Below are 18,439 nucleotides of genomic sequence, written 5' to 3'. Positions count from 1 at the left end.
GGCGATGGAGGCCGGCCCTCGCGACACCGCACAAGACACCGAACCCCTCACCGCCGAGAGCGGTGAGCAGGAGCCGGACGGCGACGGTCTGAGCCCGGACGGGCTCGACGAGGACGGTGTGACCGACGACGGCCCTGAACCCGACGAGATGCTCGCGGGCGGCCCGGAGGTCGAGGTCGAGCTGCGGCCGCAGCGCCGACTGCGCATCTGGCAGCTCGCGCCCATCGTCGCCCTGGCCGCGGTCGGCTCCTTGATGTTCGGGTTCCCGCTGGCCTTCGACTTCGGCGACAGCGGCGCCGTGATCGCCATGCTGGGGCTGCTGATCTGCTCCTGCGCGGCCGGCTGGGGCATGATGGCCGCCCGCCGCGTCGGCTACACCTGGCCCGGCCTGCCCCAGCGCGGCTCGGGCCGCCGCCCGGACTGGCGGGTCGTGATCGCGTACGTCGTGGTGGTCGCGGCCGTTGTGGTGCTGGCCGTCTGGCGAGTGGCCCGGCTGCGCTGAGCCCGGTGTCGTACCCACCCCTTACGATCGAGGAATGAGCACGCGGATCGCCTTCCTCAAGGGGCACGGTACGGAGAACGACTTCGTGATCGTCCCGGACCCCGAGAACGCCATCGATCTGTCCCCGGCCGCTGTAGTCGCCCTGTGCGACCGCCGCGCGGGCATCGGCGGCGACGGGCTGCTGCATGTCGTACGGTCCGCCGCGCACCCCGAGGCCAAGGACATGGCGGCCGAGGCGGAGTGGTTCATGGACTACCGCAACGGCGACGGCTCGATCGCCGAGATGTGCGGCAACGGAGTGCGGGTGTTCGCGCGCTACCTCCAGCGCGCCGGACACGTCTCTGAAGGTGACCTCGCCGTCGCCACGCGCGGGGGCGTGAAGACCGTGCACATCGCGAAGGACGGTGCCGTCACGGTCGGCATGGGCAAGGCGCGTCTGCCCGAAGGGGACGTCACCGTGAGGGTCGGCGAGCGCAGCTGGCCCGCGCGGAACGTGAACATGGGCAACCCCCACGCGGTCGCCTTCGTGGAGGACCTCGCGCACGCGGGCAACCTGTTCACCCCGCCGCCCTTCAACCCGGCGTCCGCCTACCCGGACGGGGTGAACGTCGAGTTCGTGGTCGACCGCGGCCCGGCCCACGTCGCGCTGCGGGTGCACGAGCGCGGCGCCGGCGAGACCCGCTCGTGCGGCACGGGCGCGTGCGCCGTCGCCGTGGCCGCCGCCCGCAGAGACGGCGCCGACCCCGCGGTCACCGGCACTCCGGCGACGTACACCGTCGATGTCCCCGGCGGGACCCTGGTGATCACCGAGCGGCCCGACGGCGAGATCGAGATGACCGGTCCCGCGGTGATCGTGGCCGAGGGAGAGATCGACGCGGAATGGCTGGAAAACGCGGTTCGGTGACGGTCCGTAGCGCAACCCTCGATACCGGAAGTCCTGGTTTCAGGGGCTCCTGAGGTCCGGAACTGCCGTCGGTCGCAGGTCACATGGCCTGAAATCGCAAACGTCCAGACCATCGCTCGAATGGGTGATCCGTTTCACGCTCGGCGAGAGGCGGTCAGTCGCGCGTGATGGGCTCGGTAGCATCAAGCACCGGCCCGGACGGGGGAACGAAGCCATCCCCTGAGCCGCCGTCCGCCATGGGGCAACCCCGTCCGCCGGTCCACGCAGCCGGAGGTGCCCATGAGTGCGGAGGCAACGAACCCTGCCGCAGGTCCCGTAGCCCCCACGGGGCCCCGCAGGAGGTCGCTCCCCAGGATCGACCTGCGCCGCCTGGGCCGTGCCGCGCTGCTCGGCCCCACCGCCCGTGACCGGCTGCCCGACGCCATCGGCCATGTCGTAGAGGCCCACCGCGCGCACTACCCCGACGCCGACATCGAACCCCTGCGCCGCGCCTATGTGCTGGCCGAGTCCTCGCACCGCGGGCAGATGCGCAAGAGCGGTGAGCCGTACATCACACACCCGCTCGCCGTGACCCTGATCCTCGCCGAACTCGGCGCCGAGACCACGACCTTGACGGCCTCTTTGCTCCACGACACCGTCGAGGACACCGAGGTGACCCTCGATCAGGTCGGCGAGCAGTTCGGCGCCGAGGTCCGCTATCTCGTCGACGGCGTCACGAAGTTGGAGAAGGTCGACTACGGCGCCGCCGCCGAACCCGAGACCTTCCGCAAGATGCTCGTCGCCACCGGCAGCGACGTCCGTGTGATGTCGATCAAACTCGCCGACCGGCTGCACAACATGCGCACCCTCGGCGTGATGCGCCCCGAGAAACAGGCACGCATCGCCAAGGTGACCCGGGACGTGCTCATCCCGCTCGCCGAACGCCTCGGCGTCCAGGCCCTGAAGACCGAACTGGAAGACCTCGTCTTCGCGATCCTGCACCCCGAGGAGTACGACCACACACGCAAGTTGATCGCCGACAACGCGGCGCTCCCCGACGACCCGCTCGCCGAAGTCGCCCAAGACGTGCGCACCGTTCTGCGCGACGCGGGCATCCAGGCCGAAGTCCTCATCCGGCCCCGGCACTTCGTCTCCGTACACCGCGTGTCCCGCAAACGGGGGCGCCTCAGGGGCTGCGACTTCGGCCGGCTGCTGGTGCTGGTGGGCGAGGACGCGGACTGCTACGGCGTCCTGGGCGAGCTGCACACCTGTATGACGCCCGTCGTCTCGGAGTTCAAGGACTTCATCGCCGTCCCCAAGTTCAACCTCTACCAGTCGCTGCACACCGCCGTCGCCCGGCAGGACGGCCAGGTCGCCGAAGTCCTCATCCGCACGCACCAGATGCACAAGGTCGCCGAGGCCGGCGTCGTCGCGCTCGGCAACCCCTACGCCCCCGCCCCCGAGGACCCGGCCGACGGCGAGCGCGTCGACCCCACCCGGCCCGGCTGGCTCTCCCGCCTGCTCGACTGGCAGGAGGGCGCTCCCGACCCCGACACCTTCTGGTCCACCCTGCGCGAGGACCTCGCCCAGGACCGCGAGATCACCGTCTTCCGGCCCGACGGCGGCACGCTCGGTCTACCCGACGGCGCGACCTGCGTCGACGCCGCGTACGCGCAGTACGGCGAGGACGCGCACGCCTGCATGGGCGCCCGCGTCAACGGCCGCCTGGCGACGCTGAGCACCGTCCTGCGGGACGGCGACACCGTCCAGCTCCTCATGGGGCAGGACCCGGCCTCCGAGCCCTCCAGAGAGTGGCTGGAGCACGCGCACACACCGGCGGCCAGGATCGCGATCCAACGGTGGCTCGCGACCCACCCTTCGCCGGCCGAACCCGAGGCCGAGAGCGGCCGCGAGACGCCGTCCGCGGCCCCGCGGCCCGCCGCCGACGTCCCCGCCACCCGGCCCGGCGCCGCGAACGCGGTCGTCGACCAGCCCGGCGCGACCGCACGGCTCGCCGGCTGCTGCACGCCCGTACCGCCCGACGAGGTCACCGGATTCTCCGTCCGCGGGGGAGCGGTGACCGTGCACCGCGTCGAGTGCGCCGCGGTGGCGCGCATGAAGAGCTCGGGGCGCGCGGAGGTCGGCGTGCGCTGGGGCGACACCACCGAGTGCCGGGTCACCCTGGTCGCCGAATCGTTCGGCCGCCCCCATCTCCTGGCCGACCTCACGGAAGCCATCGCCCTGGAGGGCGCGGAAATCGTGTCGGCGACCGTCGAACCCCCGAGCCAGCAACGCGTCCGCCACACCTACACCCTCCAACTCCCGGACGCCGCCCACCTCCCCGCCCTCATGCGGGCCATGCGGAACGTGCCAGGGGTGTACGACGTGGGACGGGCCCAGACACCGGGGGCGTAAGGGGCGGGACGTCGGCCCACGCGCGCGTGCCGCACCGTACGACCTCCTTCAGCACCCCATTCGAGTGGGCCGGACGCGCGTCGTCGCCGTGCTCCGGGTGAGCCCTGGTAGCCGTGGTCCATGCTGCTCACCCCCCGCACCCCCCGACGGCTGAAGGCGGCCCTGCTCGCCTCTGCCGTGTCCGTCTGCCTCGTCGCGGCAAGCGCCCCGCCGGCCCCCCTCGGCGTCGGCGACCGCCTCTTCCCGCACCTGGGCAACCCCGGATACGACGTGGCGTCGTACGACCTCGCGTTCACCTATCCCGGCACCAACAGCAAGCCCCTCCAGGCGGTCACGACGATCAGTGCCTGGACGACCACCGCGCTGGACCGCGTCAACCTCGACTTCGCGCACAGCGAGGTCAAGTCGGTCGAGGTCAACGGGGAAAAGGCAGCCTTCTCCAGCGCGGAGGAGGACCTGGTGGTCACCCCGGCGAATCCGCTGCCCGCCGGCAGCTGGATGCGGATCACCGTGCGGCACACCAGCGATCCCCGGCCGGCGGCCGGGGGCCGGGACGGAGGGTGGGTGCGGACCGCCGACGGGCTCGTCATGGCCAATCAGGCCGACGTCGCGCACCTGGTGTTCCCGTGCAACGACCACCCCTCGGACAAGGCGATGTTCACCTTCCGGGTCACCGCCCCCGACGGCCACACCGCCGTCGCCAACGGGATGCCGGCCGGCGTCGACCGCGCGCGCGGGAAGACGACATGGACGTACCGGACCCGGCACCCCATGGCCACCGAACTCGCCCAGGTCTCCATCGGCCGCTCCACGGTGCTGCACCGCACCGGGCCGCACGGCATGCGGATCCGGGACGTCGTCCCCACCAAGGACCGCAAGCTGTTCGAGCCGTGGCTGAAGAAGACCCCTGCGCAGATGAAGTGGATGGAGGGCAAGGTCGGGCCGTACCCCTTCGAGACCTATGGGCTACTCATCGCCGAGGCGGACACCGGGTTCGAACTCGAGACGCAGACCCTCTCTCTCTTCGAGAGAGACCTGTTCACCGGGTCCGGCTTCCCCGAGTGGTTCGTCGACTCGATCATGGTCCATGAGCTGGCCCACCAGTGGTTCGGCAACAGCGTCGGCCCCCGCACGTGGTCCGATCTGTGGCTCAACGAGGGGCATGCCACCTGGTACGAGGCCCTTTACGCGGAGGAGAAGGCGAACAAGAAGGTACAGACCAGGATGAAGGCCGCGTACCGCTCCTCCGACGGATGGCGTGCCGCCGGCGGACCACCGGCCGCGCCCAAGGTGCCCGAGCCCGGCCAGAAGATCGGCATCTTCCGCCCGAACGTCTACGACGGTGCCGCGCTCGTCCTGTACGCGCTGCGCGAGAAGATCGGCCGCCCGGCCTTCGACCGCCTGGAGCGGACCTGGGTGCAGCAGCACCGGGACGGCTCGGCGACCACGGCCGAGTTCGTGCAGCTCGCCTCCGAGGTGTCCGGACGCGACCTCGGCGGTTTCTTCCAGGACTGGCTGTACGGCACGAAGACCCCGCCGATGCCAGGTCACCCGGACTGGAAGTCGGAAGCGCCCGGCGCCTAGCGCCTGACCCGGGGCGCCCGACGAATAACACAGTGACGAGACGCCCCGTACCGTGCGACCATCGTCAGGTCGGCGGGTACGGGGCGCGGGAATCTCGCGGGGTGCTCGTACGTTGTGCTCAATGACCGCCGAAATGGCATTCCAACGACGTAAGGACCCAATGACCTCCTCTTCTTCCCCTTCCCAGGACACTGAGCGCCTCGCGCACGCCTATCCCGAAGGTCTTCGGGCCGATGCCCTGATGGAAGAGGACGTCGCCTGGAGCCACGAGATCGACGGAGAGCGGGACGGCGACCAGTTCGACCGCTCCGAGCGTGCGGCCCTGCGCCGCGTCGCCGGCCTCTCCACCGAGCTCGAGGACGTCACCGAGGTCGAGTACCGACAGCTCCGTCTGGAGCGGGTCGTGCTCGTCGGCGTCTGGACCACGGGCACCGCGCAGGACGCGGAGAACTCCCTGGCAGAGCTCGCCGCTCTCGCGGAGACCGCGGGCGCGCTCGTGCTCGACGGTGTGATCCAGCGCCGCGACAAGCCCGACGCGGCCACCTTCATCGGCTCCGGCAAGGCTCTCGAGCTCCGCGACATCGTCGTAGAGTCCGGCGCGGACACCGTCATCTGCGACGGTGAGCTCAGCCCGGGCCAGCTCATCGCCCTCGAGGACGTCGTCAAGGTCAAGGTCATCGACCGTACGGCCCTGATCCTCGACATCTTCGCTCAGCACGCCAAGTCCCGAGAGGGCAAGGCGCAGGTCGCGCTCGCGCAGATGCAGTACATGCTGCCGAGGCTGCGCGGCTGGGGTCAGTCGCTGTCCCGGCAGATGGGCGGCGGCAAGGGCGGCGGCCTCGCCACCCGTGGTCCCGGTGAGACCAAGATCGAGACGGACCGGCGCCGGATCCGCGAGAAGATGGCGAAGATGCGCCGGGAGATCGCGGAGATGAAGACCGGCCGCGAGATCCAGCGCCAGGTGCGCCGGCGCAACAAGGTGCCCTCGGTCGCCATCGCGGGCTACACCAACGCCGGCAAGTCCTCTCTGCTCAACCGCCTCACCGGCGCCGGCGTCCTGGTCGAGAACGCCCTGTTCGCGACCCTGGACCCGACCGTGCGCCGGGCCGAGACGCCGAGCGGTCGGCAGTACACGCTGGCGGACACCGTCGGCTTCGTCCGGCATCTGCCTCACCACCTGGTCGAGGCGTTCCGCTCCACCATGGAAGAGGTCGGCCAGTCCGACCTGATCCTGCACGTGGTCGACGGTTCGCACCCGAACCCGGAGGAGCAGCTGGCCGCCGTACGCGAGGTGGTCAGGGACGTCGGTGCCACGGACGTACCCGAGATCGTCGTGATCAACAAGGCCGATGCGGCGGACCCGCTGACGCTCCAGCGGCTGCTGCGGATCGAGAAGCGCTCCATCGCCGTCTCGGCCCGCACCGGCCGGGGCATCGCCGAGCTGCTGGCACTCATCGACAACGAGCTGCCGCGGCCGTCGGTCGAGATCGAGGCGCTTGTGCCGTATACCCACGGCAGGCTGGTCGCCCGCGCCCACACCGAGGGCGAGGTGATCTCCGAGGAGCACACCCCGGAGGGCACCCTGCTCAAGGCGCGGGTGCATGAGGAACTGGCGGCGGATCTCACGCCGTACGTTCCGGCACCGCTCGCCTGACGCCGGTACGAAACGGAAGGCCCGCCCCTGCTTCTTGCGGGGGCGGGCCTTCCGCGTGCGCGGGCGGCTCGGGTCATTGACCGTCGTACGCCTTCGGGGCGGAGAGGTCGACGTCCAGCGCGGCGCCGACCGTTTCCCGACGTGGAGCCGCCGTCGCGCGTCACTGGCCGGCGAACTTCTCGCTCACCGAGTCGTACACGCCCTTGGCTTCCTCACCCAGCCGCGGACCCGCCAGCCAGCCCGCGGTCACTGGGCCGATCGAGGTGTTGGACACCAGCGTCTCCTCGCCGTCCGCACCCGTGGTGACCCAGCCACCGCCGGACGAACCGCCGGTCATGGTGCAGCCGATGCGGTACATCGTCGGGTCGGAGGCGTTGATCGACAGCCGCCCGGGCTTGTCCTGGCACTGGTACAGGGTCTGGCCGTCGAACGGCGCTCCCGCCGGGTAACCGGTCGCCGTGATGGTCTCCACCTGCTGCACGGCCGGAGCCTGGAAGTCCACCGGCAGCGCCGAACCGACCGTCTCCTCCAGCGACTTGCCGTCGCCGCTCTCGGGCGTCACATGGATGACGGCGAAGTCGTACGACGCACCGTCCCCACCCGTCGCACCGCCCTGCTCGATCCACTGATCCGAGGTCTGCGCCCAGTCGCCCCACCAGACACCGTAGGGAGCGACCTCCTCCTTGGTGGCGTTCTCCAACTCCGCGGCCGACTTGCCCGAGTCGTTGTACGACGGCACGAACGCGATGTTGCGGTACCAGCCGCCGCTCTTGCCCGCGTGCACACAGTGGCCCGCCGTCCACACCATGTTGGACTTGCCGGGGTTGGCCGGATCCTGCACGACCGTCGCCGAGCAGACCATCGTGCCCTCGGGGGAGTCGAAGAACACCTTTCCTGCCGTGGCGGCATTGTCGTGGTACGTAGGCGGTACGGCCTTGGCGTCCACCGGCTCGGGCGTCGGGTCGGTCACACCCTGGTCACCGGCGAGGTCGCTGTCGTCGACACCCTGGTCCGGCTCTTCGGCGTCCCGCATCCGGTCCGGGTTCCACAGGTCCGCGATGATGGGGTTGACGAAGTCCTCGGCCTCACGCAGCCAGTCGTCCTTGTTCCAGTCCTTCCAGGCGCCGTTCTTCCAGTTGTCTATGTCGATCCCGTGCTCTTTGAGCCGGTCCTTGATGTCGTCCGGGATCGTGATCTTGCCGTCGCCCTCGGCGGAGGCCGAGGCCTGGCCGCCCGCATCGGCGTCGCCCGAGTCGCAGGCGGTCGCGGTGAGCAGGAGCGCGGAGGCGAGCGCAACGGCGGTCAGTACGGGGGAGGTTCTGCGGCGCGCGCTCCCTTCTCGGCGAGCGGTGAACGAAGGCCTTGTCGATCGCATGATCTGACTCCCCCTGAGGTAAACGAATGCGGCGCTGCGGCGTGCTCTCGCGCGGAGCCCACGTGGTGCCGGCTGACGCCACGGCGTCCAGGAACGGCAACTCACACTATGCGCTCGCTGTGGGGGACTTCCGACGGAACAGCAACAGTTCCGTCACGGGAAGGATCTTGAGGCAACCCGTAACCCGGTCAGCAGTGCGCGGTTGTAGCGGTGGGGGGCGGCCTGCTGTCCGCGTGTGCGGTCCCCAGCGCTGAATGCGCAGTGCCAAGTGTGCGAAAAATGCCGGGTGTCGGGTGTCGGGCGGTTGATGCCGGGACCCGGGCACCCCTGGACAGCGGGAGGACAGGGAGCCGTGACCGTGACCGAGTCTGCGCCCGGGGGGACTGCGGAGCCGGCGGGGGTGTCTGGGACGCGTCATGCCGCGGGGACGCGCTCCGTGCACGAGGGGATCCTGCGGCGCCAGTCGGCACGCGAGTCGGCGGCACGCACCTACGCGCGTGCCCTGCCGATCGTGCCCGTGCGGGCACGCGGGCTCACCATCGAGGGTGCGGACGGACGCCGTTACCTCGACTGTCTCTCCGGCGCCGGAACCCTCGCCCTGGGGCACAACCATCCGGTCGTCCTGGAGGCCATCCGCAAGGTTCTCGACTCCGGCGCACCCCTGCACGTCCTCGACCTGGCGACGCCCGTCAAGGACGCGTTCATCACGGAGCTGTTCCATACCCTGCCGCCGGGCCTCGCCGACCACGCGCGCGTGCAGTTCTGCGGACCGGCCGGCACGGACGCGGTGGAGGCCGCCTTCAAGCTCGTACGGTCCGCCACCGGGCGCACCGGGATGCTCGCCTTCACCGGCGCCTACCACGGGATGACCGCCGGCGCCCTCGAAGCGTCCGGGCACGCCTTCGACGTACGGGTCACACGGCTGCCCTACCCGCAGGACTACCGCTGTCCCTTTGGCATCGGCGGTGCACACGGTGCCGAACTCGCCGCTCGCTGGACCGAGTCCGTCCTCGACGACCCCAAGTCCGGCGTGCCGCGCCCCGCTGGGATGATCCTCGAACCCGTGCAGGGCGAGGGCGGGGTCATCCCCGCGCCCGACACCTGGATGCGCCGAATGCGGGAGATCACCGCCGCCCGGTCCATCCCGCTCATCGCCGACGAGGTCCAGACGGGTGTCGGGCGCACCGGTGCTTTCTGGGCGGTCGAGCACAGCGGAGTCACCCCCGACGTGATGGTCCTCTCCAAGGCCATCGGCGGCAGCCTGCCCCTGGCGCTCGTGGTCTACCGCGACGACCTCGACGTCTGGCAACCCGGCGCCCACGCAGGCACCTTCCGCGGCAACCAACTCGCCATGGCAGCGGGGACGGCGACGCTGGCCCACGTCCGCGAGAACCGACTCGCCGAACGGGCGGCCGATCTCGGCACCCGAATGCTTTCCCAACTTCGCTCCCTTGCTGATGAGTTCTCCTGCGTGGGTGATGTGCGGGGACGGGGGCTGATGATCGGCGTCGAGGTGGTGGATCCGGAGGCGGGTGCGGCGCCGGAGCGTGGGGCTGACGGTGAGGTGGGTGGAGGCGCCGCTTGGGCGGGACTTGACTCGGCGGGAGGCGGAGGGGGACTGGCGGGTGATTCGGGTGGTTGGGGTCGTGCCGGTGATGAGGCGTACGCGGGTGCCGCCGCGCAAGGTCGCGTGGGCACGGCAGTTGGCCCTGCGGATGCGCAGGCACCCCTTCGCGCTCCTCACCCGGCTGCTCCCCAACTCGCGGCCGCCGTACAGCGGGAATGCCTGCGTCGAGGCTTGATCGTCGAGCTCGGTGGACGGCACTCAAGCGTCGTACGGCTCCTGCCACCGCTGACGATCAGCGACGAGCAGGCGACCGCGGTGCTCGACCGACTGGCCGATGCTGTGGCCGCAGTGGCCCGGGATCGTCATCCGTCCCGACGCGAGGCACCAGTCGCGCCGACGTGATGGCGAATCCGCCCAGCGAACGGGTGGGTCGGTGACCCGGGAAGGGCTCGCCTGAACGCCCGTGCGTCCGCCGTTGCACGGGCACCGATGCGCCGCCCGGCCGGCTCTTTCGCCCATGCCATCTCCCCTCCAGAGCTCATCGCGCAACGAGCCAGAACCGCCTCATGAGGAACAGCGTTGAACACCACTCCCGCATCCGGCGTCCACGCGGCAACGGATCTGTCAGGCCCTGCCAAACCTGGGTTTCCCCTGACGGCCACGGCACAGCCGACCTCCCCGTCATCCGCCGAGCGCCCGGAACGGGTCCCGGAACAGGGCGGGGCTCCCGATGGGGAACGCCGACCCGAGCAGGACGGAGCCCTTGACGCCGGAAGGCCACACGAGGGGACCGCCGACCTTCTGGAACATCCGGACCCGCATACGGCGGCTCAGTCCGCGGCCGTGGAGAACCTGGTGCGCTGCTGGGTGCGCGAGACCAACCTCCCCTCTCCCGACAACGGCACCCTCCGCATCCCCTTGCCGGCCAGCGGCACGGCCCTGCTCGTCCCGGTCCACTACTGGTCCCCGACGGGCTGCCACCGCTTCGGCCTTCCCCGCTTTGCCAACGCCCCGGAGGCATCCCCACCGGCCGACGCCGTCACGGTCGCGGCGCTGCTCACCAGGGAGACATCTCCGGTGGAGGACCGGCCAGCCATCCCTGGTGCAGCCGATCGCACCACGCCCGACCCCGCCAGCCGCACCGACCTCGTCTCCCGTGTCGCCGACTCCGTCCGACTGACCACCTCCTTCATCAAGGACCGTCGGCAACACCCTTCCGACGCACCCGACCTCTTCCTCGCGGCTGAACAAGCGCTCCTGCTCGGCCACCCACTGCACCCGACCCCGAAGAGCCGCGAAGGGCTCTCCGAGCGCGAAGCACGGTGCTACTCACCCGAGTTGCGCGGCTCCTTCCCCTTGCACTGGCTGGCTGTCGCCCCCTCCGTCCTCGCCACCGACTCCGCCTGGACCGAACGAGGCCGCCCTGTCCGGGCTCTGCAGCTCACCGCACGACTGGCCGAGGCGGAACTGCCTCTGCCCGACGGCCATGCCGTCCTCCCGCTGCACCCCTGGCAACTGCGCGAAGTCCAGAGGAGCCCCGAGACCGCCGCTCTGCTCGACGCAGGACTGCTCCGTGACCTCGGCGAGCACGGCACCCCGTGGCATCCCACCTCCTCCGTGCGAACCGTCTACCGTTCCGACGCCCCAGCGATGCTCAAGCTGTCCCTGGGCCTGCGCATCACCAACTCCCGCCGGGAGAACCTCCGCAAGGAGCTCCACCGCGGCGTCGAGGTCCACCGTCTGCTGCGCAGTGGCCTGGCCAAGCAGTGGCAGGCGGTCCACCCGGGCTTCGACATCGTCCGCGACCCGGCCTGGCTCGCCGTCGACACGCTGGACGGCAACCCCGTGCCCGGCCTCGACGTGATGATCCGGCACAATCCGTTCAGCTCCTCGGACGACGTCTCCTGCGTCGCATCACTTGTCTCCCTCCGGCCGTACCCTCCATCGGACACGGTCGCAGGCTGCTCCGAGTCCGGCGGCGCCCCATCGCGTCGGCCATGCGTCAAGTCCCGTCTGGCAGAGGTGGTCACGCGTCTCGCCGACCGGACCGGCCGACCTCTCGGCGCGGTTGCCGCCGAGTGGTTCCTCCGCTACCTCGAGCAGGTCGTCCGGCCCGTCCTGTGGCTGGACGCGGAGGCGGGCATCGCACTGGAGGCACACCAGCAGAACACGCTGCTTCTGCTGGACGCCGACGGCTGGCCGACCGGCGGTCGCTACCGCGACAACCAGGGCTACTACTTCCGTGAGTCCCGGCGCGCGGAACTCGAGGCCCGGCTGCCCGGACTCGGCCGGCACAGCGACACCTTCGTCTCCGACGAGGTCGCCGACGAGCGCTTCGCCTACTACCTGGCGATCAACAACGTACTCGGCCTCATCGGTGCGTTCGGCTCCCAGCGCCTCGTCGACGAGCAGTTGTTGCTCGCCGCCTTCCGCCGCTTCCTCGGCGAGGTCGCTGTCGGCCCAGCCCGCTTGCGCAGCTCATTGCCCACCCAGCTGCTCGACTCACCCGTGCTGCGCTGCAAGGCCAACCTGCTGACCCGGCTGCACGGCCTCGACGAGCTGATCGGCCCGGTCGACACCCAGTCCGTCTACGTCACCATCGCCAACCCCCTCCATTTCTGACCATCACCAACTCCCTTCACTTCCGAGGAACATGCCTCACTCCTTCTCCTGAGAGGAGCGTCACAATGCCTCCCACCGACGCGAGCGCCGACGCCGGTACCGCAGCTGTCACTGACGGTGGTGCCGCCCCCGCCGGCGAAAGCGCCACCCGTCCGAGCCCTGATGCCGACGAGAGCAGGACCGGGACGGACGCCTGCTCGGAGGCGGACTGCGAGGACACCCTCGACCTGCGCCTGCCCGACGAGTTCATCGCCCTTCTGGCGAAGGATCGGGCCGGCGCGGAGGATCGGGCCGTCACGGGGGATCGGGCCGCCGGGGAGGAGCAGACCGCTGTGCACGAGCAGGCTGGCGTCGGGGAGCAGTCCCGCGCGCGGGAGCAGGTCGGCGCCGGGCGGCAGACGGACGCGGGGGAGCACGGCGACGATGACTGGCAGACGGACACGCAGGAGCGGGCCGACGCCGACTGGCAGACAGACGCGCACGGGCTGACCCATCGGTCCGGCCCCGAGATGCGAGCGGACGCGCTTGTGGGTGCCGCGACGGGGCGGCACGCCGGCACGGATGGGAAGCGGAGCCGCGGTGGGGACGCGCCTCATTCCGTCTCTTCCGTACAGGCCGACGACGACCTGCTCGACCACGTCGCCGACTGGGGGCCGACCGTCACACCAGCAGGCGTGTTCCGGCTCGTCCCGGTGGACCTGGAGCAGGACCTGCCGCTCATCAGCCGCTGGATGAACGACCCCGCCGTGGCCGCATTCTGGGGGCTGGAGGGCGCCCAGAACACGACCGAGGACCATGTGCGTGCCCAGTTCGCCGGAGACGGACGCAGCATCCCCTGCCTCGGCGTGCTGGAGGGCACGCCGATGAGCTACTGGGAGGTCTATCGAGCGGACCTCGACCCGCTGGCCCGCCACTATCCCGCTCGACCTCACGACACTGGAATCCACCTCCTCATCGGTCGAGTCGCCGATCGCGGGCGGGGACTCGGCGCCGCCCTGCTCAGAGCTGTCGCCGACCTCGCGCTCGACAAGCGGCCCGCCTGCGCACGCGTCATCGCGGAACCCGATCTTCGCAACACCCCCTCCGTAGCCGCATTCCTGAGCGCGGGCTTCCGGTTCTCCGCCGAGGTCGACCTGCCTGCCAAGCGGGCCGCCCTGATGGTCCGAGACCGTTCCCTGCGCCATCTGCTGTAGCGCTGCGCCATCACGCTGTCACTTTTGGTACACCGCTCGAGTCGATCCGGTTCCCACTGCCACCGGACCGAGTCGGCTGCTGCCTGCCTGCCGACCTGTCTGACGCCGGTGGGCCCCCTGCTCAAGGCCGATCCGCGCCTACCCGAGGCTGGTCGATGCCATAAACCGGGGGCCGGTCTTCGGCCATCGACGCGATACCTCGGCTCGACCGGTCGGTGCGTTACCGCGGACCGGCATCGTTCCTGCACACCCCACCCAGCGGCTCCCCGACTTTCCGCAGAATCGCGCCCGCAGCTGCCCACGCGACCAAACCCGCCCCCGCTCACAACCGAACCGATCCGAGCCACCTGTGACCCACCTCCACCCCGATCAGGTCACCCCTGACCGGCAACCGAACCGATCCGATCTCCAACCGCGCAGCCCACGGTCTTGATCCAGCCCCTCGCCTCGCCTTGACCGCTCGTTTGTCAGTGGTGGGCCGTAGGGTGGTCGCGCTATGACGAAGCCCTCACTCCCCGAACTCCTGCATGCTGCCGTCACTGCCGTCGGCGGTACGGAGCGCCCCGGTCAGGTGACCATGGCCGAATCCGTCGCGAAGGCGATCGACGACGGCTCCCATCTGCTGGTCCAGGCCGGCACCGGCACCGGAAAGTCGCTCGGCTATCTCGTGCCCGCGCTCGCGCACGGAGAGCGCGTCGTCGTGGCGACCGCCACGCTGGCGCTGCAGCGCCAGCTCGTGGAGCGGGATCTGCCGCGCACGGTCGATGCCTTGCATCCGCTGCTGCGCCGCCGTCCGGAGTTCGCGATGCTCAAGGGCAGGTCGAACTACCTGTGTCTGCACCGCCTCCACGAAGGCGTTCCGCAGGACGAGGAAGAGGGCCTCTTCGACCAGTTCGAGGCAGCCGCACCCACCAGCAAGCTGGGCCAGGATCTGCTCAGGCTGCGCGACTGGTCCCAGGACACGGAGACCGGTGACCGCGACGACCTCACCCCCGGCGTGTCCGACCGCGCTTGGGCGCAGATTTCGGTTTCGTCGAGAGAGTGCCTGGGCGCCACGAAATGCGCGTACGGTGCCGAGTGCTTCGCCGAGATGGCCCGCGAGCGTGCCAAGCTCGCCGAGGTCGTCGTCACCAACCACGCCCTGCTCGCGATCGACGCTATCGAGGGCGCCCCGGTCCTCCCCCAGCACGAGGTGCTGATCGTGGACGAGGCGCATGAACTGGTTTCCCGGGTCACCGGCGTGGCCACCGGTGAGCTCACCCCCGGCCAGGTCAATCGCGCGGTGAGGCGCGCAGCGAAGCTCGTCAACGAGAAGGCCGCCGACCAGCTCCAGACCGCCGCAGAGGGCTTCGAGCGGCTGATGGAACTGGCCCTGCCTGGTCGTCTCGAGGAGATTCCGGAGGATCTCGGCTACGCGCTCATGGCACTACGCGACGCCGCCCGTACGGTCATCTCCGCGATCGGCGGGACCCGCGACAAGTCGGTCCAGGATGAGGACGCGGTCCGCAAACAGGCCCTGGCCTCCGTGGAAAGCGTGCATGACGTGGCGGAGCGGATCACCAACGGCTCCGAGTGGGACGTCGTGTGGTACGAGCGCCATGACCGCTTCGGCGCCTCACTGCGCGTCGCCCCGATGTCCGTGTCGGGCCTCCTCAGGGAGAAGCTCTTCACCGACCGCTCGGTCGTTCTGACCTCCGCGACCCTGAAGCTGGGCGGCGACTTCAACGGCGTCGGTGCCTCCCTGGGGCTGGCCCCCGAGGGCACGGAGGGCGACGATCTCCCTCAGTGGAAGGGCCTCGACGTCGGCTCACCTTTCGACTACCGCAAGCAGGGCATCCTGTACGTCGCCAAGCACCTGTCCCGCCCCGCGCGCGACGGCGACCGCGCGGACATGCTGGACGAGCTGACCGAACTGATCCAGGCGGCGGGCGGCCGCACTCTGGGCCTGTTCTCCTCGATGCGGGCCGCCCAACTGGCCGCCGAGGAACTGCGCTCCCGTATCCCCGAGTTCCCGATCCTCCTCCAGGGCGAGGAGACGCTCGGTGAGCTGATCAAGAACTTCGGAGCCGATCCCAAGACGTGCCTGTTCGGCACGCTGTCGCTGTGGCAGGGGGTCGATGTCCCCGGCCCGAGCTGTCAGCTGGTCGTCATGGACAAGATCCCCTTCCCGCGCCCTGACGATCCGCTGATGAGCGCCCGCCAGAAGGCGGTGGAGGACAACGGCGGCAACGGCTTCATGGCGGTCGCCGCCACACACGCGGCCCTGCTCATGGCCCAGGGCGCCGGCCGCCTCGTACGGGCGTCGGGAGACCGCGGCGTGGTGGCCGTACTGGATCAGCGACTGGCCACGGCGCGATACGGCGGCTATCTGAAGGCGTCACTGCCCGACTTCTGGTACACCACGGACCGCGACCAGGTCCGGAAGTCGCTGGCCGCGATCGACGCGGCAGCGCAGCAGGCGACTGCGCAACAGGCCGGATGAGAAACCGGCTCCGCCCGTCGGGGTGGAGCCGGACAGCACAGGGCCCCGGAACCGGCGCAGGGGTCCCGGGGCCCGGTCAGGGGGCGGGCTGGTCGGCCCGCCCGCCGCAGCCGTCACACGCGCCGCAGCACAGCCACCACCTTGCCGAGGATGGTGGCGTCGTCGCCCGGGATCGGCTCGTACGCCGAGTTGTGCGGGAGGAGCCAGACATGGCCGTCCTCGCGCTTGAAGCGCTTGACGGTGGCCTCGCCCTCGAGCATGGCGGCCACGATGTCGCCGTTCTCGGCGACGGGCTGGCGGCGGACCGTGACCCAGTCGCCGTCGCAGATCGCGGCCTCGATCATCGAGTCGCCGACGACCTTCAGCACGAACAGCTCACCGTCACCGACCAACTGGCGGGGGAGGGGGAAGACGTCCTCGACCGACTCCTCGGCGAGGATCGGGCCACCGGCGGCGATGCGGCCGACCAGCGGCACATACGACGCGGCGGGCTTGCCCGCGGTGTCCGTGGGCTGCACGGAGGCGGCCTGGTCCGAGCCTCGCACTTCGTACGCGCGCGGACGGTGCGGGTCGCGGCGCAGGAAGCCCTTGCGCTCCAGTGCCATCAGCTGGTGTGCGACGGAGGAGGTGCTGGAAAGGCCGACGGCCTGCCCGATCTCGCGCATCGACGGCGGGTAGCCGCGTCGCTGCACAGAGTCCCTGATGACCTCGATGACGCGGCGCTGCCGGTCTGTGAGGCCCGAGCTGTCCGCCCGGATCCCTGGAGGTCGGCCCGGTAGGGAGCGCTTGTGCCCCTCGGGATTGGTGGCTTCGTTCATCGCATGCACCGGCTCGAGTCGGCCCTGGGAGCGGTCCTGGGCAGTGATGGTGGCACTGTCTGCGGTGGTGGTCACGTCGGCCCCTCTCGATGGTCTCCCTGCTGGACAACGGTAGTTGCTTTCGAAAGGTTGCGCCAAACACACGTTCGAGTGAAAAATCGCGAATCACCCGCCGCGATCCTGTGTCTGGGTGTATTGCTAACGCGACACCTGGCGGACAAAAGCGCCCATTGTTGTACTCTTCGCCACCGAGGAACGACCTCTTGGGTCGTTGCCCCAGTCTGCCATCCGGCATCCGGTCAACACGGAACCGACCCTCATCTGTGCGGGAGTCGCACGACCTCTCCCTGCGGTGCCCACGGTATCCCCGCATGTGCCTCGGCGGTACGGCTGTGCACGCGCGCGTGCCGACGTGGCGGTGTTGCCGTACGGCATGTGCCCCTGTGGGCGCGACACGCGCGAACGGTGTGCATGTATGAGCCAATCCCCACATCTAGTGGTTGGATTGCAGCAGCAGCCCAGAAGTTGTGGTCCCGGGGTCTTCTGGCCCTCGATCATCGCCTATGCTTGGGGCTGCTTCGAGGGGCCCAAGTGGTCTTTCGAGGCTATTGAGTCTGCTGTGAGGAGGGTTGGAAGATCATGCACTGCCCCTTCTGCAGGCACCCCGACAGCCGTGTCGTCGACAGTCGTACGACCGATGACGGCACGTCGATCCGCAGGCGCCGCCAGTGTCCGGACTGCTCCCGTCGTTTCACGACCGTGGAGACGTGTTCGCTCATGGTGGTCAAGCGGTCCGGAGTCACCGAGCCTTTCAGCCGTACCAAGGTCATCAATGGCGTACGCAAGGCATGCCAGGGACGACCTGTCACCGAGGACGCGCTCGCCCAGCTCGGCCAGCGGGTCGAGGAGGCGGTGCGGGCCACCGGAAGCGCCGAGCTGACCACCCACGACGTGGGGCTGGCCATACTCGGCCCGTTGCAGGAGCTCGACCTCGTCGCCTATCTGCGATTCGCCTCCGTCTACCGGGCGTTCGACTCGCTGGAGGACTTCGAGGCCGCCATCGCGGAACTCAGGGAAGAGACGCGACGTCCCGGCGCCGACGACGACGAAGACGCGCGCGCGGGGAGCCAGGAAACCAATCGCGGGCCCGGAGGGACCACTCAGGTCCCCGTGCCCGCCAACGCCGCCGACTGACAGGCGGACCGGCCCCGGACCCCAGGGCTCCGGGCCGGTCGGTCGACGGCGAGCGAAGACCTGTTGCGGGCGGCAGCGAGAGGTGCCCGCAGCACCAGACAGAACACCGTGCCACGGGAACATCGTGGCACTTCAGGGCGTTTTAGCCCG

13 protein-coding genes are annotated in these 18,439 nt (G+C 70.1%); 10 read left to right on the top strand and 3 right to left on the bottom strand.

The window, feature by feature from the left end:
* Positions 1-4: 4 nt before the first annotated feature.
* The 5 genes from AB0I98_RS19570 to hflX all read left to right on the top strand — a co-directional run bounded on the left by AB0I98_RS19570 (position 5) and on the right by hflX (position 7,038).
* Positions 5-502: a hypothetical protein gene (locus AB0I98_RS19570; protein ID WP_362943278.1), complete on the top strand. Its 498-nt coding sequence runs from the start codon at positions 5-7 to the stop codon at positions 500-502.
* Between the two features lie 34 nt (positions 503-536).
* Positions 537-1,406: a diaminopimelate epimerase gene (gene dapF / locus AB0I98_RS19565; protein ID WP_362943163.1), complete on the top strand. Its 870-nt coding sequence runs from the start codon at positions 537-539 to the stop codon at positions 1,404-1,406.
* Between the two features lie 279 nt (positions 1,407-1,685).
* Positions 1,686-3,800 carry an HD domain-containing protein gene (locus AB0I98_RS19560; RefSeq protein WP_362943160.1) on the top strand — a complete coding sequence of 705 codons (2,115 nt, stop codon included), beginning with the start codon at positions 1,686-1,688 and terminating at the stop codon, positions 3,798-3,800.
* Between the two features lie 120 nt (positions 3,801-3,920).
* Complete coding sequence (locus tag AB0I98_RS19555; protein ID WP_362943157.1) at positions 3,921-5,384, top strand: M1 family metallopeptidase; 1,464 nt, start codon at positions 3,921-3,923, stop codon at positions 5,382-5,384.
* 160 nt (positions 5,385-5,544) lie between these two features.
* On the top strand, positions 5,545-7,038 hold the full coding sequence (hflX, locus tag AB0I98_RS19550) for a GTPase HflX (RefSeq protein WP_362943154.1): 1,494 nt from the start codon (positions 5,545-5,547) through the stop codon (positions 7,036-7,038).
* A gap of 160 nt (positions 7,039-7,198) precedes the next feature.
* Here the strand turns inward: hflX and AB0I98_RS19545 are convergent, their stop codons facing one another.
* Positions 7,199-8,413, bottom strand: coding sequence for a hypothetical protein (locus AB0I98_RS19545; RefSeq protein WP_362943151.1), 1,215 nt, complete (start codon positions 8,411-8,413; stop codon positions 7,199-7,201).
* A gap of 352 nt (positions 8,414-8,765) precedes the next feature.
* On the opposite strand from AB0I98_RS19545, the gene AB0I98_RS19540 reads away from it, so the two are divergent.
* Entirely contained in the window at positions 8,766-10,382 is a 1,617-nt protein-coding gene (locus tag AB0I98_RS19540; protein WP_362943148.1) for a diaminobutyrate--2-oxoglutarate transaminase family protein, read from the top strand.
* A gap of 279 nt (positions 10,383-10,661) precedes the next feature.
* Here the strand turns inward: AB0I98_RS19540 and AB0I98_RS19535 are convergent, their stop codons facing one another.
* Positions 10,662-10,790 (bottom strand): hypothetical protein, encoded by a 129-nt coding sequence (locus AB0I98_RS19535; RefSeq protein WP_362943290.1) that lies wholly within the window; start codon positions 10,788-10,790, stop codon positions 10,662-10,664.
* Here AB0I98_RS19535 and AB0I98_RS19530 point away from each other — a divergent pair.
* From AB0I98_RS19530 to AB0I98_RS19520, 3 genes are all read left to right on the top strand, one after another.
* Positions 10,782-12,602: an IucA/IucC family protein gene (locus tag AB0I98_RS19530; protein WP_362943275.1), complete on the top strand. Its 1,821-nt coding sequence runs from the start codon at positions 10,782-10,784 to the stop codon at positions 12,600-12,602. The two genes, AB0I98_RS19535 and AB0I98_RS19530, sit on opposite strands and share 9 nt — an antisense overlap.
* Before the next feature lie 509 nt (positions 12,603-13,111).
* The gene (locus AB0I98_RS19525) at positions 13,112-13,795 is read left to right on the top strand and encodes a GNAT family N-acetyltransferase (protein ID WP_362943272.1); all 684 of its coding nucleotides are present in this window, start codon (positions 13,112-13,114) and stop codon (positions 13,793-13,795) included.
* A 496-nt stretch (positions 13,796-14,291) separates the two neighbouring features.
* Positions 14,292-16,277 (top strand): ATP-dependent DNA helicase, encoded by a 1,986-nt coding sequence (locus tag AB0I98_RS19520; protein WP_362943145.1) that lies wholly within the window; start codon positions 14,292-14,294, stop codon positions 16,275-16,277.
* A gap of 113 nt (positions 16,278-16,390) precedes the next feature.
* On the opposite strand, the gene lexA is transcribed toward AB0I98_RS19520, so the two are convergent.
* Entirely contained in the window at positions 16,391-17,170 is a 780-nt protein-coding gene (lexA, locus tag AB0I98_RS19515) for a transcriptional repressor LexA (protein WP_301984767.1), read from the bottom strand.
* Positions 17,171-17,734: 564 nt separating this feature from the next.
* On the opposite strand from lexA, the gene nrdR reads away from it, so the two are divergent.
* A complete protein-coding gene (nrdR, locus tag AB0I98_RS19510; protein WP_362943142.1) occupies positions 17,735-18,289 on the top strand; it encodes a transcriptional regulator NrdR in 555 nt (184 codons plus the stop codon).
* Positions 18,290-18,439 lie beyond the last annotated feature (150 nt).

It is taken from the genome of Streptomyces sp. NPDC050211, from assembly GCF_040656035.1.
GTDB lineage: Bacteria > Actinomycetota > Actinomycetes > Streptomycetales > Streptomycetaceae > Streptomyces.
This window is presented reverse-complemented; position numbering and strand designations above follow the sequence as displayed.

Excerpts from the sequence above, each read along its gene's own strand:
- AB0I98_RS19570 (WP_362943278.1), top strand. The coding sequence starts at position 5 with ATGGAGGCCGGCCCTCGCGACACCGCACAAGACACCGAACCCCTCACC.
- dapF (WP_362943163.1), top strand. The coding sequence starts at position 537 with ATGAGCACGCGGATCGCCTTCCTCAAGGGGCACGGTACGGAGAACGAC.
- AB0I98_RS19560 (WP_362943160.1), top strand. The coding sequence starts at position 1,686 with ATGAGTGCGGAGGCAACGAACCCTGCCGCAGGTCCCGTAGCCCCCACG.
- AB0I98_RS19555 (WP_362943157.1), top strand. The coding sequence starts at position 3,921 with ATGCTGCTCACCCCCCGCACCCCCCGACGGCTGAAGGCGGCCCTGCTC.
- hflX (WP_362943154.1), top strand. The coding sequence starts at position 5,545 with ATGACCTCCTCTTCTTCCCCTTCCCAGGACACTGAGCGCCTCGCGCAC.
- AB0I98_RS19545 (WP_362943151.1), bottom strand. The coding sequence starts at position 8,413 with ATGCGATCGACAAGGCCTTCGTTCACCGCTCGCCGAGAAGGGAGCGCG.
- AB0I98_RS19535 (WP_362943290.1), bottom strand. The coding sequence starts at position 10,790 with ATGTTCCAGAAGGTCGGCGGTCCCCTCGTGTGGCCTTCCGGCGTCAAG.
- AB0I98_RS19525 (WP_362943272.1), top strand. The coding sequence starts at position 13,112 with ATGCGAGCGGACGCGCTTGTGGGTGCCGCGACGGGGCGGCACGCCGGC.
- AB0I98_RS19520 (WP_362943145.1), top strand. The coding sequence starts at position 14,292 with ATGACGAAGCCCTCACTCCCCGAACTCCTGCATGCTGCCGTCACTGCC.
- nrdR (WP_362943142.1), top strand. The coding sequence starts at position 17,735 with ATGCACTGCCCCTTCTGCAGGCACCCCGACAGCCGTGTCGTCGACAGT.